General features: G+C 62.8%; 15 protein-coding genes. 4 read left to right on the top strand and 11 right to left on the bottom strand.

The window, feature by feature from the left end:
• Positions 1-131: 131 nt before the first annotated feature.
• Positions 132-605 (top strand): YHS domain-containing (seleno)protein, encoded by a 474-nt coding sequence (locus M3P21_RS04670; protein ID WP_249707288.1) that lies wholly within the window; start codon positions 132-134, stop codon positions 603-605.
• 159 nt (positions 606-764) lie between these two features.
• Here M3P21_RS04670 and M3P21_RS04665 read toward each other — a convergent pair whose 3' ends face one another.
• The 4 genes from M3P21_RS04665 to M3P21_RS04650 form a co-directional block, all read right to left on the bottom strand.
• A complete protein-coding gene (locus M3P21_RS04665; RefSeq protein WP_249707286.1) occupies positions 765-2,135 on the bottom strand; it encodes a glutamate--cysteine ligase in 1,371 nt (456 codons plus the stop codon).
• A 62-nt stretch (positions 2,136-2,197) separates the two neighbouring features.
• The gene (locus tag M3P21_RS04660; protein ID WP_249707284.1) at positions 2,198-2,725 is read right to left on the bottom strand and encodes a hypothetical protein; all 528 of its coding nucleotides are present in this window, start codon (positions 2,723-2,725) and stop codon (positions 2,198-2,200) included.
• Between the two features lie 114 nt (positions 2,726-2,839).
• Positions 2,840-3,670, bottom strand: coding sequence for a GNAT family N-acetyltransferase (locus M3P21_RS04655; RefSeq protein ID WP_249707283.1), 831 nt, complete (start codon positions 3,668-3,670; stop codon positions 2,840-2,842).
• Complete coding sequence (locus tag M3P21_RS04650; protein ID WP_249707282.1) at positions 3,671-4,390, bottom strand: 16S rRNA (uracil(1498)-N(3))-methyltransferase; 720 nt, start codon at positions 4,388-4,390, stop codon at positions 3,671-3,673.
• A 12-nt stretch (positions 4,391-4,402) separates the two neighbouring features.
• On the opposite strand from M3P21_RS04650, the gene ubiA reads away from it, so the two are divergent.
• The 3 genes from ubiA to M3P21_RS04635 all read left to right on the top strand — a co-directional run bounded on the left by ubiA (position 4,403) and on the right by M3P21_RS04635 (position 7,652).
• On the top strand, positions 4,403-5,365 hold the full coding sequence (gene ubiA / locus M3P21_RS04645) for a 4-hydroxybenzoate octaprenyltransferase (protein WP_249707281.1): 963 nt from the start codon (positions 4,403-4,405) through the stop codon (positions 5,363-5,365).
• Between the two features lie 64 nt (positions 5,366-5,429).
• Positions 5,430-7,331: an OmpA family protein gene (locus M3P21_RS04640; RefSeq protein WP_249707280.1), complete on the top strand. Its 1,902-nt coding sequence runs from the start codon at positions 5,430-5,432 to the stop codon at positions 7,329-7,331.
• Positions 7,332-7,652 (top strand): hypothetical protein, encoded by a 321-nt coding sequence (locus M3P21_RS04635; protein WP_249707267.1) that lies wholly within the window; start codon positions 7,332-7,334, stop codon positions 7,650-7,652. It abuts the gene before it with no gap.
• Here the strand turns inward: M3P21_RS04635 and M3P21_RS04630 are convergent, their stop codons facing one another.
• The 7 genes from M3P21_RS04630 to M3P21_RS04600 form a co-directional block, all read right to left on the bottom strand.
• On the bottom strand, positions 7,653-8,096 hold the full coding sequence (locus M3P21_RS04630) for a molybdenum cofactor biosynthesis protein MoaE (RefSeq protein WP_249707266.1): 444 nt from the start codon (positions 8,094-8,096) through the stop codon (positions 7,653-7,655). It abuts the gene before it with no gap.
• Between the two features lie 4 nt (positions 8,097-8,100).
• The gene (moaD, locus tag M3P21_RS04625) at positions 8,101-8,346 is read right to left on the bottom strand and encodes a molybdopterin converting factor subunit 1 (RefSeq protein WP_249707500.1); all 246 of its coding nucleotides are present in this window, start codon (positions 8,344-8,346) and stop codon (positions 8,101-8,103) included.
• Entirely contained in the window at positions 8,346-9,017 is a 672-nt protein-coding gene (gene pgsA, locus M3P21_RS04620) for a CDP-diacylglycerol--glycerol-3-phosphate 3-phosphatidyltransferase (RefSeq protein WP_249707265.1), read from the bottom strand. The genes moaD and pgsA overlap by 1 nt, the downstream gene beginning before the upstream one ends.
• Before the next feature lie 67 nt (positions 9,018-9,084).
• Positions 9,085-10,959, bottom strand: coding sequence for an excinuclease ABC subunit UvrC (uvrC, locus tag M3P21_RS04615; RefSeq protein ID WP_249707264.1), 1,875 nt, complete (start codon positions 10,957-10,959; stop codon positions 9,085-9,087).
• Between the two features lie 290 nt (positions 10,960-11,249).
• Positions 11,250-12,029, bottom strand: coding sequence for an SDR family oxidoreductase (locus M3P21_RS04610; protein ID WP_249707263.1), 780 nt, complete (start codon positions 12,027-12,029; stop codon positions 11,250-11,252).
• A gap of 22 nt (positions 12,030-12,051) precedes the next feature.
• Complete coding sequence (locus M3P21_RS04605) at positions 12,052-13,002, bottom strand: calcium/sodium antiporter (protein ID WP_249707262.1); 951 nt, start codon at positions 13,000-13,002, stop codon at positions 12,052-12,054.
• Positions 13,003-13,170: 168 nt separating this feature from the next.
• Complete coding sequence (locus M3P21_RS04600) at positions 13,171-13,968, bottom strand: S49 family peptidase (protein ID WP_249707261.1); 798 nt, start codon at positions 13,966-13,968, stop codon at positions 13,171-13,173.
• Positions 13,969-14,063: the final 95 nt, after the last annotated feature.

Below are 14,063 nucleotides of genomic sequence, written 5' to 3'. Positions count from 1 at the left end.
GAACGTGACCACCGGGATGAACAGGTGATGTTGCGTGACGGAGAATTCAGATCCGCACGGAACAACACACGCATCATCCGCTTCGCATTTTCGAACGCGGCTGATGCACCCCGAAAACAAAGGATATCACCATGAACAAGGTAAAAGCTCTTTTTGGCGGCGTGGCGCTCTCGGTTGCGCTGGCGACATCGGCACTGGCGGCGGGCGTTGAACTGAATGCATCCTCGACCGGTCTCGCCCTGCAGGGGCATGACCCCGTGGCCTATTTCACCGAAGGTGAGGCAACGCCGGGAAACTGGAAAATCACCTCGACCTATAACGACGCCACCTACCGCTTTGCCTCGGAAGAGAGCAAGGCCGAGTTCGAGCGCAACCCCGAGGCCTATCTGCCGGTCTATGGCGGCTATTGCGCCTTTGGCGCCGCGATGGGTTTCAAGTTTGACGGCGACCCGGAAGTCTGGAAGATCGTCGACGACAAGCTGTATCTGAACATTTCGTCCGACATTCAGGAACGCTGGGAGGGCGACATCCCCGGTTTCATCGAAAAGGCGAGCGCCAACTGGGAAGAGATCGCCGACAAGGACCCTGCATCGTTGCAGCAGTAACCTTGTCCTGAAGATCGTTCAGAAGGGCGGCGGGGACACCTGCCGCCTTTTTCGTTGATTTACCTGATCCGGTGAAGATCGCTCAGCGCCACGGTCAGACCATTGGCCACGACACGTTTCCGGGTCCGACCGCCTGCGAACACCTTGATGGGCTGCGTGTCAGTAGCTGTACTCGCCATAAATTCGGGTCAAATCGCCACCCCAATCACCATTGTAGCGATCAAGCAACTCATCAGCGGGGACCTTGCCGGTCTCAAGGCTGTCCTTGAGCGCGTTCAGGAAATGAGTCTCGTCAGGCACCATGCCGCCCACGCCGGGTCGGGCGCGGGCCTTCAGGCCCGCTTCGGAGATCGCCACCACCTCGCGCGCCAGCGCATGCATGTCGATATCGCCGACCCGCGCCTGCAACCCGTCGACCGAGGCCTGAACCCGCAGCGCCTCACGCGTTTCACCATCCCAGCCCTTGACCAGATCCCAGGCCGCATCCAGCGCGGATTGGTCATACATCAGCCCGACCCAGAAGGCGGGCAAGGCACAGAGCCTGCGCCACGGCCCGCCGTCGGCACCGCGCATCTCCATGAATTTCTTGATCCGAGCCTCGGGGAAAAGCGTGGTCAGGTGATCGGCCCAGTCGCTGAGCATCGGGGTTTCACCGGGCAGCGCGGGCAGTTCGCCCTTCAGGAAATCGCGGAACGACTGCCCCAGCGCGTCGTGATAGACCCCGTCGCGATAGACAAAATACATCGGCGTATCGAGCGCATACTGCACCCAGGCCTCGAAGCCGAAGCCGTCGTCGAACACAAACGGCACCATCCCGGTCCGGTCTGCGTCCAGATCGCGCCAGACCCGGCTGCGCCAGCTTTTGTGGCCGTTGGGCTTGCCCTCGAAGAAGGGCGAGTTGGCGAAAAGCGCGGTGGCAACGGGCTGCAGGGCAATGGCCACGCGCAGTTTCTGCACCATGTCCGCTTCGGAAGCGAAGTCGAGATTGACCTGCACCGTCGAAGTGCGCCGCATCATCACGCGCCCCATCGTGCCGACCTTCTGCATGTAGCTGTCCATCAGCTTGTAGCGGCCCTTGGGCATCAGGGGCATGTCCTCATGCGCCCAGATCGGCGCGGCCCCCAGCCCGATGAAGCCCACACCGATCTTGTCGGCGATATCCTTCACGTCGCGCAGATGCGCGTTTACCTCGTCGCAGGTCTCGTGGATGGTTTCCAGCGGCGCGCCCGACAGTTCCAGCTGCCCGCCCGGTTCCAGGCTGACATTGGCACCGTCCTTTTCCAGCCCGATCAGCTTGCCGCCCTCTTCCACCGGAGCCCAGCCATGGCCGTCGCGCAGCCCCTCAAGCACCGCCAGGATCGAGCGCGCGCCCTCATAGGGCAGCGGTTTCAGTGTGTCCTTGCAATAACCGAACTTCTCGTGCTCGGTCCCGATCCGCCACTGGTCCTTGGGCTTGCACCCGTCCGCAAGGTATTCGGCCAGTTGTTCGTGCCGTTCGATCGGCCCGCCGCCGGATTGGGGAATGGACATGGCTCGCTCCGATGCTGACTGCTTCGCTTATTCGCCAGTCGTGGTCACAAACGCGGCCACTGTCAATGCAGCCGCATCTGTGGCGGGCGGCTTGAATGGCGTTCCCAGATCACGACCGGGTGAGGGGACCGGCCGCCAAGCTCTGCCAGCATACTCTCGGTGCGCAACTCCGGCAGGGCGGCGAAGACATCAAACAGCGCCTCGGCCCCTTCGGCATTGACCGGAATATGCAGCGGAGGCTGACCCGGCTGGCGCAACACCCAATGCGCGGGTTTCGACGTCGGGTCGAGCGTCAGTTGATTCAGATCCGCAGCCGCAATGACGCCGCCGGTCAGCGGCCCGAAATAGCTGATCTGGCCCTCATCGACCAGAACCACGCCCGGCCCTCCTGTGCCCGAGCGGAACCGCGCCCGCTGGATGCCAATAACGATCAGGGCAATTCCCGCGATCAGCAGAGCCCAGCCCAGCCAGGCCAGCAATCCACCCGGCCCGACGATCCAGCTCAGCCCGACCAGCAGCAGGGCCGCCGCGACCAGCACTTCGCGCCATTTCCACAGGGCCAGCTTTGCTTCGGGGCGGATGAAACTCATGGGTCCGACCTTTCTTCAATGACTTGCGGGCGGTTGCGCCAGTACGGCGCACCAATGTGGTTAAGGTGTGTAGTGCGGGACAATCTTCAAGCCCTCCATGAATGAGATTCGGGATCAGCCAACGCGCTCGAGGTCGCGAAACAGGCACATCGAATAGGATCCGATAATCTCGAACCCTACGCATTTGTAGAGACCTGCCGCCGCCTCGGAAGCCGCAAAGAGAATCGCACGGGTCTTGCCTGCGCGATGGGCCTCGGACAGATGCAGGCGCAGGGCGCGGCCTGCATGGCCGCGCTGTCTGAGGTCTGGGGGTGTAAAGACCCCGCCGATCTGCACCACATCACCGCAGATTGCGTTGAAGCCGGTCATCGCAACAGGTGTCTCGTTGAGCATGAGGGCGCGATGGGTATCTGCCGCGATGTAACCCTCGACATCGCGGCGCGCCGCCGCCTCGGCCTGATCGGCCGAGGTGCCCAAGACCTCCCGATGATACGCCGCGCGCCACGCCGCGATGATCTCTCGCGGCGCGGCCGCAAGCGGGACAAGCCGCCCCTCGCCTCCCTGTTCTGCCAAATCACAGAGGCGCAGGTGCATCAGCGGTTCGTCACTGTCAGTGTTCATTGGCCGGTCCTGCAGCCCGCAGGCCGCCAGCAGGGCACGAACCTGATCGGTCTCTCCGACGCATCCGATCAATGGCCTGCCTGTCAGCAGGGGTTTCAGGCGGGGCCATTCGGTGAAACCGGGCAGTTGCGGCAGGATCATGCCTTCGTTTGTGACCGCGAGCGTCCCACCGGTCTGCGGGTCGATCCAGACCGAGATTGCGCGCGGATGCGCCCCGTCCAGACCATGGCGTCGCAGGTTGAAGAGGGGAAACATCGACGTCTCGATATGGTCCGCTAGGAACCCGTCGATCGAAGCGGCATCCTTTTGCGTCGCGCGGCGCATCTACCAGTCCCCCAGCACCTGCTGCCAGACGGTCAGCGCCGCCACCGCCGCCGTGTCGGCGCGCAGGATGCGCGGCCCGAGACTGACTGCGTAAGCAAAGTCGGCCCGCATCAATCGTGCGCGTTCGTCGTCGGAAAACCCGCCTTCGGGGCCGATCAGGATCGCCCATGGACCCGGCCCCGCATCACGTAACGCTTGCCCGGCACCCACCAAGGCCTCGTCGCAGAACATCAATTGCCGCTCCTCGGGCCAGTCGGCCAGCAGGCGGTCGAGCTTTTGCAACGCGCTCACTTCGGGTACGAACGTGCCGCCGCATTGCTCTGCCGCCTCAACCGCGTGGGCCTGCAGACGGTCCTGCCGGATGCGGTCAGAATTGGTGAACGCGGTCTGCACCGGTACGATGCGCCGCGCGCCCATTTCGGCGGCTTTTTCAACGATGAAATCGGTGCGCGCCTTTTTGATCGGCGCAAAGAGCAGCCAGAGGTCGGGCGGCATCTGCAGCGGTTTCGTCTGTTTGCGACAGGTCAGAGACCCGCCGCGTTTGCCCGCCTCGGCCACTTCACCCAGCCATTCGCCATCGCGCGAATTGAACAGGGCAACAGACGCGCCAACGGCAAGCCGCATCACCCCAAACAGGTAATGCGCCTGATCCCGCGTCAAAGGAACCGATTGCCCCTGCCCCAGAGGGTGCTCTACATACAGCCTGATCTTTGCACTCATGAGAGCCTACATATGCAAGGCGATACGCCAACACCAGACGGTCAGGTCTCGGATTCGGTTTCGGGCAATTGGGTCGACAGCCATGCCCCGCGCTTTGCCCGACCCTATCTGCGGCTCAGCCGCGCGGACAGGCCCATCGGCACCTGGCTGCTGCTGATCCCCTGTTGGTGGGGCCTGGCGCTGGCCATTCTGGCGGGCGGCGACCCGCGACCCGGTGATCTGTGGATCGCGACGGGCTGCGCCCTCGGGGCCTGGCTGATGCGCGGCGCGGGCTGCACCTGGAACGACATCACCGACCGCGAGTTCGACGCGCAGGTGGCGCGCACCCGTTCACGGCCACTGCCCTCGGGGCAGGTCACGGTGACCGGCGCGTATATCTGGATGATCCTGCAATGTCTGCTGTCACTTGCCATCCTGCTCAGCTTCAACCGCGCCGCGATTGCGATGGGGGTGCTCAGCCTGCTGCCCGTCGCCATCTACCCGTTTGCCAAACGCTTCACCTGGTGGCCGCAGGTGTTTCTGGGCTTTGCCTTCAACTGGGGCGCACTGCTGGCCTGGACCGCGCATAGCGGATCGCTGGGCTGGCCTGCGGTTTTTCTCTATGCCGCCGGCATCGCCTGGACGCTGTTTTATGACACGATCTATGCCCATCAGGACACCGAGGACGACGAGCTGATCGGCATCAAATCGACCGCACGGTTGTTTGGACAGAACACAGCGCAATGGCTGAAGTATTTCCTGGCCGCAACCGTGGCCCTGATGGGGTTGGCCGTGATCGAGGCCGCCCTGCCCGATGCACCATTGATGGCGCTGGTGCTGGCGCTTGCCGGCCCCTGGGCGATGGGCTGGCACATGGCCTGGCAATTGCGCGGGCTCGACATCGAGGACAACGCGAAACTGCTGCAGTTGTTCCGGGTCAATCGCGATACCGGCCTGATCCCGCTGGTTTTCTTCTGCGCCGCGCTGCTGGTCTGATTGCACCCCGGCCAACAGCCTTGTAAGACATCCGAACCCAAAGGACGACAAACCGACTCGGCCCATGCGTATTTCCCAGACGTTCATCGTTGCCATGACCTTTGCGCTGGCTGCCGGGCTGTGCGTGATCGCCGCCGGTTTCGCGGTTCAGGCGGTCGAGGACGCTTCGGAAATCTCGGTGCGCCGCGCGCTTGATCTGAACGGCCATGACTGGGCCGAAGTGCAGGCGGACGGGCTGCGGGTGGTCCTGACCGGAACCGCCACCGACGAGGCGACCCGGTTCAACGCCCTGACCGTCGTCGGGGATGAGGTCGACGCCTCGCGCGTCATCGATGAGATGGAGATCATTCCCACCGCCAATCTGCGCGCTCCGCGTTTCTCGGCCGAGATTCTGCGCAACGACAGCGGCATTTCGATCATCGGGCTGGTGCCCACAACGATGGATCGTGACGGCCTGATCAACCAGTTGCGCGGCATACCCGACCGGGGCGGCGTGACCGACCTGCTGGAAACCGCCGATTATGCCGAGCCCGAAGGCTGGAGCGACGCAATCGAGTTCGCCACCACGGCGCTGTCGGTGTTGCCGCGCTCGAAGATTTCGGTGGGTGCGGATCTGGTCAGCGTCACAGCCATCGCTGACAGTGCCGAAGACAAGACCCGCATCGAGAACACACTGACCCGTGTGGTGCCAAGCGGGCTGCGCATCCGGCTGGATATCTCGGCGCCGCGCCCGGTGATCACCCCGTTCACCCTGCGGTTCCTGATCGACGAAGACGGTGCGCGGTTCGACGCCTGTTCCGCCGACAGCACGGGCGCGCGCGACCAGATCGCCGCCGCCGCACGGCGCGCTGGCGTGGCGACCGAACAGGCCTGTGTCATCGGTCTGGGCGTGCCCTCGCCAAAGTGGGGCACCGCCGCCGAGCTCGGCATCGACGCGCTGACTACGCTTGGTCAGGGGTCGATCACGATGTCGGACGCCGATGTCACGCTGATCGCGGCCCAGGGCACCGATCAGGGGCAGTTCGACCGGGTCATCGGCGAGCTTCAGGCCGACCTGCCAGCGGTCTTTGCCCTGCACGCCGTGCTGCCGGAACCGGTCGAGGCCGACCCCGCAGGACCGGTCGAGTTCACCGCGACACTCAGCCCCGAAGGTCTGGTGCAACTGCGCGGACGTCTGGCGGACGAGAACATGCGCCATATGGTCGACAGTTATGCCAGGGCCGCCTTCGGCTCGGACGTGGTGCATACCGCCACGCGGATCGTGCCGGACCTGCCCGGCGAATGGCCGGTGCGGGTGCTGGCCGGGCTGGAAACGCTGTCGCTGCTGCGCAACGGCGTGCTGACCGTCACCCCGGACAGCGTGACGCTGCAGGGGGTCAGTTATCTTGAAGATGCCAGCGCGCAGGCGGCGCGGCTTCTGGCCGAAAAACTGGGCGAGGCGCAGGGGTTCGACCTGTCGATCACCTATGAGGAACCACCCGAGCCCGCCGACAAACCGCTCGACCCCGAGGTCTGCGAAAGCCGGGTGGCAGAGATCCAGGGCGAGGCAAAGATCACCTTTGAACCCGGTTCGGCCACCATCGCTGGCGAGTCACTGGACACGATGAACCGTATCGCCGATGTGCTGGATCAATGTGGTGGCATCCGGATGGAAATTCAGGGCTATACCGACAGTCAGGGCCGCGAAGAGATGAACCTGCAGCTCAGCCAGGCCCGTGCGCAATCGGTCCTGAACGAGCTGCGCGCACGCCGGGTGCTGACTTCAAGTTTCACCGCCGTAGGGTACGGTGAGAACGACCCCATCGCCGACAACAAGACCGAAGACGGCCGCGAAGCCAACCGGCGGATCAACTTCTATCTGATCCGCCCCGAACCGATCCCCGAGACCCAGACCGGGCTGGAAGCGGTGGAACAGCAGCCCGAACCGGCGGCTGAGACGGACGCGGAAAACGGAGAGGACCAGTAAATGAACAGAACCGAATTCATCCTCACCACCGCGATCATCCTGTTTGTCGCCTTTGCGATGGGCTGGTTCGCCAATTGGCTGGTGCATCGCTTTACCCGTGTCCGGCAAAGCGACGTCGCCGATCTGGACCGGATGAGTCAGGAGTTGCACGAGGCCGAGGAAACCCGCGATCAGGCGATCACCTACCTGCAGCAGCGCGAGGCGGAACTGACCAACCAGCTGACCCAGACCGAGGCCGAACTGGGCGCGGCCATGGACGGGCTACGCGCTGTAAGACAAGAGGCCGAGGAGCTGCGCGCGCGGCTCCATAGCGTCAACTGATCACCAGCGGTCGAGCGCGGCCTCGTCCTCGTCTTTTGCGGCCACCCATTCACCACCCTTGCCCGTGATTTCCTTCTTCCAGAAGGGCGCGCGGGATTTCAGGTAATCCATCAGGAACTCTGCCGCCTCGAACGCGTCCTTGCGATGCCGCGCGGCGGTGGCGACCATCATGATCCGGTCCCCCGGGGACAGGCGACCATGGCGGTGGATCACCAGAACATCCGCCAATGACCAGCGTTGGCGCGCCTCGTCGGCGATGGCCTCAATGGCCTTTTCGGTCATGCCCGGATAGTGCTCGATCTCCATCACATCCAGATTGCCCTGCGCCAGATCGCGCACCACGCCGGTAAAGGTGACGATTGCTCCACTGCCAGTGTCACCTGCCGCAAAGCGGTTGGCCTCGGCACCCAGATCAAAGGGCGCTTCCTGAACCGAGACGCGCATTGGACTATCCGCCGGTCATCGGGGGAAAGAACGCTACCTCGCGCACCCCACTCAGCGGCGCGTCAAAACCGCTGAGTTCCTGGTCCAGCGCCACCCGGAGTGCCGACAGATCGGCAAAGGCGGCGGCATAGCGCTCTTCCCGCGCGACCAGTTCACTCACCAGATCGGCCACGGTCGCAGCCTCGGTCTCGACCTTCTCTTTCGGGATGCCGATCCGCTCGCGGACCCATGCAAAATAAAGCACGTCCATCATTGCGTCTCCTTCAGATGCGGCATGGATTTCATCAGGTAGTCCCAACCGGTAACCAATGTCAGCGCCGCCGCGATCCAGAGCAGCCAGAGACCGGCGCGGCCCGACCAGATCATACCCTCAAGCTTCCAGCGCAACCCGTTCAGATCCTCGACCGTGCCTGCCATGATCCCGTCGATCAGCGTCTGATCCATGCCAAAAGAGGACATGACCAGATAGTGCTCGAATATCCCCTGGCTGAACAGAACCGCAATCGCGATCATCTGTGTGGTGGTCTTCCATTTCGCAAGTTTCGTCACCTTGAGCGTGCCCGCCGTGTCGCCCAGATATTCGCGCAACCCCGAGACAAAGACCTCGCGGAACAGGATGACCGTCGCGGGCAGCACCAGCCAGGGCGTCCAGTGCTCGGTCGAATAGCCCACAAGGATCATCAGCGCGATCACCACCATCGCCTTGTCGGCAATCGGGTCCAGCATTGCACCGATCTTGGTTTCCTGCCCCCAGGCCCGCGCCAGATAGCCGTCAAACCAATCCGTCACCGCCGCCGAAACAAACAGGATCAGCGCAAACCAGTCCGCGTAAGGCCGGGTGAAATACAAAAACATGATGGCAAGACCCGGGGCTGCCAGAAGTCGCAGCAGGGTCAGTATATTCGGCAGGTTCCATTTCATGACCGGACCTTATCCCGGCGATGCGGGAACTGGAAGATGAGGTGCGATAAATCTCTCAGCCACTGCTTCAGCCCTTGTCATGAAAGAAGTCATAGACCTTTTGCGCCAACCCGGCCGAGATGCCGTCAACCGCCTTGAGATCAGCCAGATTGGCGCGGCTGACCGCCTTGGCGCTACCGAAATGCGCCAGCAGGGCGCGTTTGCGTGCCGCACCAACACCCGCGATCTCATCCAGCGGCGTCGCCCCCACCGCCTTGGCGCGCTTGGCCCGGTGGGTGCCGATGGCAAAACGGTGCGCCTCGTCCCTGAGACGCTGCACGAAGTACAGCACCGGGTCGTTGCGTTTCAGCGCAAAGACGGGTTGGCCGGTGCGGTGGAATTCCTCTTTTCCGTGGTCGCGGTCGACGCCCTTGGCGACGCCCACCATGGCGATGTCATCGACACCATGCGCGGTCATGATCTCTTGCACGGCGCTGACCTGCCCGGCCCCGCCATCAATCAACAGCAGATCGGGCCACAGCCCCTTTCCCCGGTCCGGGTCCTCTTTCAGCAACCGGGCGAAGCGGCGGTTCAGCACCTCTTTCATCATGCCGAAATCATCGCCCGGAGTCAGGTCGTCGCCACGAATGTTGAACTTGCGATAGGCGTTTTTCGTGAACCCTTCGGGCCCCGCCACGATCATCGCACCGACGGCATCTGTGCCCTGGATATGCGAGTTGTCATAGACCTCGATCCGGTCGGGCGGCGCATCCAGATCGAAGGCCTCGGCCAGCCCGCGCAGCAGCTTCGCCTGTGTGGCGCTTTCCGACATGCGGCGGCCCAGCGATTCACGCGCGTTGCGCAACGCGCCAGAGACCAGTTCGGCCTTCTCCCCGCGCTGCGGCACAAGTATCTCTACCCTGCGACCGGCTTTCTCGGTCAGGGCCTCGGTCATCAGGTCGGCATTTTCGATCCCGTCGGACAGGATCAACTGACGCGGCGGTTCCTTGTTGTCATAGAACTGGCCCAGAAACGCCTCCATCACCTCGGCGGGAGCGACATCCGCTCCGACGCGGGGATAGAAATCGCGGTTGCCCCAGTTCTGGTTGGCCCGGATGAAGAACACCTGCACGCAGGCCTGACCGCTATCCATATGCAGCGCGATCACATCCGCCTCGCTCACACCGCGCGGGTTGATGCCCTGGCTGGTCTGCACGCTGGTCAGCGCCTTGATCCGGTCGCGCAATCCTGCGGCGCGTTCAAATTCCATCGCGTCCGAGGCGACCTGCATCTGCTCGGCCAACTCCTCCTGCACACGGGTGGAGCGGCCGGACAGGAACCGTTCGGCGTCCGTTACGCGTGCGGCGTAATCCTCTTCCGAGATCAGGCCAACGCAAGGGCCGGAACAGCGTTTGATCTGATAGAGCAGACAGGGCCGCGTCCGGCTGTCGAACATGGAATCGCTGCAATTGCGTAGCTGGAACGCCTTCTGCAACTGGTTCAGCGTCCGGTTCACCGCGCCCGCGCTGGCGAAGGGGCCGAAATAGGTGCCCTTCTCCTTTTTTGCACCGCGATGTTTCTTGATCTGCGCAAAGCCGTGCTGCTTCGATACCAGAATATTGGGAAAGCTTTTGTCGTCGCGCAGCAGCACATTGTATTTCGGTTTCAGCTGCTTGATGAGGTTCTGTTCCAGCAACAACGCCTCGGTTTCGGTGCGCGTCGTCAGGAACATCATCGAGGCAGTCTCGCCGATCATCCGCTCGATCCGTGGCGAATGCCCCGGGCGGGAATAGTTCGACACCCGCGCCCGCAGATTGCGCGCCTTGCCCACGTAAAGAACCCGCGCCTGCGCATCCAGCATCCGGTAGACGCCGGGCGAACTGTCCAGCGTCTTCAGATAGGCCTGAATGCAGGAATATCCCGCCGGAGCGGGATCGGTGATTCTGTCGGGCGCGTCACTCATGGACCACAGATATGATTCTCGGCTGGGGGCTGCAATCTTGCGGGAACCAGTTCAAGGGAAAACAAATCCACGACTTCTGTGGATAACCTTGCGTATATCTTCCGGCCAACCAGAGAAATTCGTTGAAAACAGGGGGCTTCGTTGATTTGCACAAAAAATAGGCACTATTGTAGCTCTCTGTTTTTAAAAGGAATTTTTTTGAACACATAGCAAGTATATGAAAAGAAAGACATTTCTGTAACGGTTAAGTAACAGAAATGCGAGCGGTGCAAAACTTGCATCGCCAAGGCCTATTCAACCCCCAGAACATCCGGTGTCTGCCATCCCAGATGCTGGCCACCATCGACACAGATCAGCTGTCCGGTAACCGCATGCGCTTCCAGCAGATAACCCAGTGCAGCGGTGATATCTGACGGGTTCGAGCCCCGCCCCGAGATCGTGTTGGCGCGCTGCGCAGCGAAATGCGCCTCGGACTGCCGATGCCCGCGCAGGGTCGGGCCGGGCCCGATCGCGTTCACCCGGATCGCGGGGGCCAGCGCCTGCGCGGCTGTCTGGGTCAGGGTCCAGAGCCCGGATTTGGCGATGGTGTAGCTCATGAATTCGGGTGTCAGCTTGCGCACCCGCATGTCGATCATATTGACAATCAGCCCACTGGCCTGCGGTTCGTCATTGTGGTCGCTCAGGGCTGCCATGCCCTGCGCGGCCATGGCCTGTGTCAGCACAAACGGCGCGCGCAGATTGCTTTCCAGATGCTGGTCCCAACTGTGTCGCGTCGTCGAGTGCAGGTTGTCATATTCAAACACCGAGGCGTTGTTCACCAAACAGGTGATCGGCCCGCCCAGCGCCTCTGCGGCGCGGGGCAGCAGCGCCTCGACCTCGGTTTCGTTCAACAAATCGGCCTTGAGGGCAACAGAGGAGCGGCCAAGCGCCTCGATCGCCGCCACCGCCTCATGCGCGGCAGCTTCGGAGGTGGCGAAATGCACCGCCACGTCAAAACCGCGTTGCGCCAGATAGATCGCCATCTCACGGCCCAGCCGAATACCTGCACCTGTGACCAATGCCCGGGCCATGCCTAACCTCCGCCCCTGTGGGTTACAGCAAAACGCTCACGACATATACGACGTAAAGGGTTGTCAGGATCACCCCCCAGATCCGGGTGATGTCCTTTTTCAGGAACACAAACGGGAACAGCAGCACCGACGCGCCCAGCATCACCCAGAGGTCAAACTCCAGGAATTCGGGATCGACCGGAATGGGGCCGAACCATGTGGCGATGCCGATGATGGCCAGCAGGTTGAACATGTTCGACCCGATCACATTGCCCAGCGCCACATCCGCCTGACGCCGCAGGGCCGCCATCATCGTGGTTGCAAGCTCGGGCAGCGAGGTGCCGATCGCAACCAGTGTCAGGCCGATCACGGTCTCGCTGACAGCGTATGTGCGCGCGATCACGGTGGCGTTTTCCACCAGCAGATGCGCGCCCATGGGCAGGCCGATCAGCCCCAGCATCAGGTAGATACCGATGCGCCAGAACGGCATGTCGGGATCGGCCTCTTCAAGGTCCTCGATCTCTTCTGCGGCACCGCAGGCCCGTCGGTGCGCCTTGGCATCGCGGAACGCATCCGCCAGCACGAGACCCAGAACCGCCAACAGGATCGCACCCGTCCAGAAGGTGAAGGTGCCCAGAAAGGCCAGCCCGATGAACAGCACCGACGCAAGCAGCATGAAAACATAGGTCTTGCGGCTGTTGCACTCGCTGGTGTGCAAGGTTGCCAAAAGTGCGGGCAGACCCAGCACCAGCAGGATATTGGCGGTGTTCGAGCCGACCACATTGCCCAGCGCGATGCCCGGTGCATGTTCTTCGACCGCCTTGATCGCGATCAGCAATTCGGGTGCCGAGGTGCCGAAGGCGACAATGGTCAGGCTGACGATCAGGGCAGGCACGCCCAGGCGCAGGCTCAGGTTGACCGCGCCGCGCACCAGCGCGTCACCTGCCAAAAGCAGGATGATCAGGCCAAGGCCGGACAGCAGCCACGCCGTCATGAACGCCCCCCCTGCCCGCAGCGACACGGCCCCTTGCCGATGCGAAACCGGCCGCAGCCCGTGCACCGGGCCGAGCGCAGAGCAGTCTGACCCGGAAAACGCAATTTGCCGAACATCGCAAGAACCGCCATGCCTATGAGGAAAAGAAGAACAACTTTCACAATCACGTTAGAGACCAAAGCGCGCGTAGGCGGCCCGCTCCTCCAGCCCGGCAACGGCGTCTTGGGCGACCTGTGCGCCCAGACGCAGGAAGAGCGGCTTTTTGAGCCCATAGCGGCGGAACTGCACTTTCTCGCCAAACCGTTCCTGCATCTTGGGCTTGAGATGACCGATGCCGTCGATCAGGCCCAGTTCCTGCGCGCGGCGCGCCAGCCAGAACTCTCCGGTGAAGAGATCGCCATTGTCGTTCAGCTTGTCGCCGCGCCGGGTCTTGATCTGGTTGATGAAGGTCTGGTGCATTTCGGCCAACAGCACCTTGAGGCGCGAGACGTCCTCTTCCTTTTCGGGGGAGAACGGGTCGAGCATGGATTTCGACCGTCCTGCGGTGTGAACCCGGCGTTCGATCCCCTGGCGGGCCAGAAAGATATGCGCACCGAAGCCGGCCGAGATCACACCGATGGATCCCACGACCGAGCTTTCATCGGCCCAGATCTCATCCGCCGCCGAAGCCAGCCAATAGCCGCCCGACGCCGCGACATCCTCGACAAAGGCAAAGACCGGCACGTTCAACTCGTCGGACAGGCGGCGAATGCGCGACCCGATCAGCGAGCTTTGCACCGGCGAGCCGCCGGGCGAATTGATCTGAAGTGCGACGGCAGCAGGCTTGCCGCGCCGGAAGGCGCGTTCCAGTATCGGGGCCAGCGTGACGTCATTGAGGGAACCGCGACCGCTCATCCCGATGGCTCCGGACAGGCGGACCACGGCGACAAGAGGCGGGTTGTTAAGGAAAGGCAGGCGCAGTTTCATGAATGCCCATGTAGAATGCCCTCTCGTCGCAGACAAGGCACGCTGGCGCAGAGAAATGGTGCAAGGGCGCGTTTCACGGGCCGGGCGGGCATATT

Origin of the sequence: Ruegeria spongiae (assembly GCF_023502395.1) — a bacterium.
Taxonomy (GTDB): domain Bacteria; phylum Pseudomonadota; class Alphaproteobacteria; order Rhodobacterales; family Rhodobacteraceae; genus Ruegeria_C; species Ruegeria_C spongiae.
Note: the sequence above shows the minus strand (reverse complement) of the source record. Positions and strands in the feature narration are given on the sequence as shown.

Coding starts and splice junctions, on each gene's coding strand:
- M3P21_RS04670 (WP_249707288.1), top strand. CDS start 132: ATGAACAAGGTAAAAGCTCTTTTTGGCGGCGTGGCGCTCTCGGTTGCG.
- M3P21_RS04665 (WP_249707286.1), bottom strand. CDS start 2,135: ATGTCCATTCCCCAATCCGGCGGCGGGCCGATCGAACGGCACGAACAA.
- M3P21_RS04660 (WP_249707284.1), bottom strand. CDS start 2,725: ATGAGTTTCATCCGCCCCGAAGCAAAGCTGGCCCTGTGGAAATGGCGC.
- M3P21_RS04655 (WP_249707283.1), bottom strand. CDS start 3,670: ATGCGCCGCGCGACGCAAAAGGATGCCGCTTCGATCGACGGGTTCCTA.
- M3P21_RS04650 (WP_249707282.1), bottom strand. CDS start 4,390: ATGAGTGCAAAGATCAGGCTGTATGTAGAGCACCCTCTGGGGCAGGGG.
- ubiA (WP_249707281.1), top strand. CDS start 4,403: ATGCAAGGCGATACGCCAACACCAGACGGTCAGGTCTCGGATTCGGTT.
- M3P21_RS04640 (WP_249707280.1), top strand. CDS start 5,430: ATGCGTATTTCCCAGACGTTCATCGTTGCCATGACCTTTGCGCTGGCT.
- M3P21_RS04635 (WP_249707267.1), top strand. CDS start 7,332: ATGAACAGAACCGAATTCATCCTCACCACCGCGATCATCCTGTTTGTC.
- M3P21_RS04630 (WP_249707266.1), bottom strand. CDS start 8,096: ATGCGCGTCTCGGTTCAGGAAGCGCCCTTTGATCTGGGTGCCGAGGCC.
- moaD (WP_249707500.1), bottom strand. CDS start 8,346: ATGGACGTGCTTTATTTTGCATGGGTCCGCGAGCGGATCGGCATCCCG.
- pgsA (WP_249707265.1), bottom strand. CDS start 9,017: ATGAAATGGAACCTGCCGAATATACTGACCCTGCTGCGACTTCTGGCA.
- uvrC (WP_249707264.1), bottom strand. CDS start 10,959: ATGAGTGACGCGCCCGACAGAATCACCGATCCCGCTCCGGCGGGATAT.
- M3P21_RS04610 (WP_249707263.1), bottom strand. CDS start 12,029: ATGGCCCGGGCATTGGTCACAGGTGCAGGTATTCGGCTGGGCCGTGAG.
- M3P21_RS04605 (WP_249707262.1), bottom strand. CDS start 13,002: ATGACGGCGTGGCTGCTGTCCGGCCTTGGCCTGATCATCCTGCTTTTG.
- M3P21_RS04600 (WP_249707261.1), bottom strand. CDS start 13,968: ATGAAACTGCGCCTGCCTTTCCTTAACAACCCGCCTCTTGTCGCCGTG.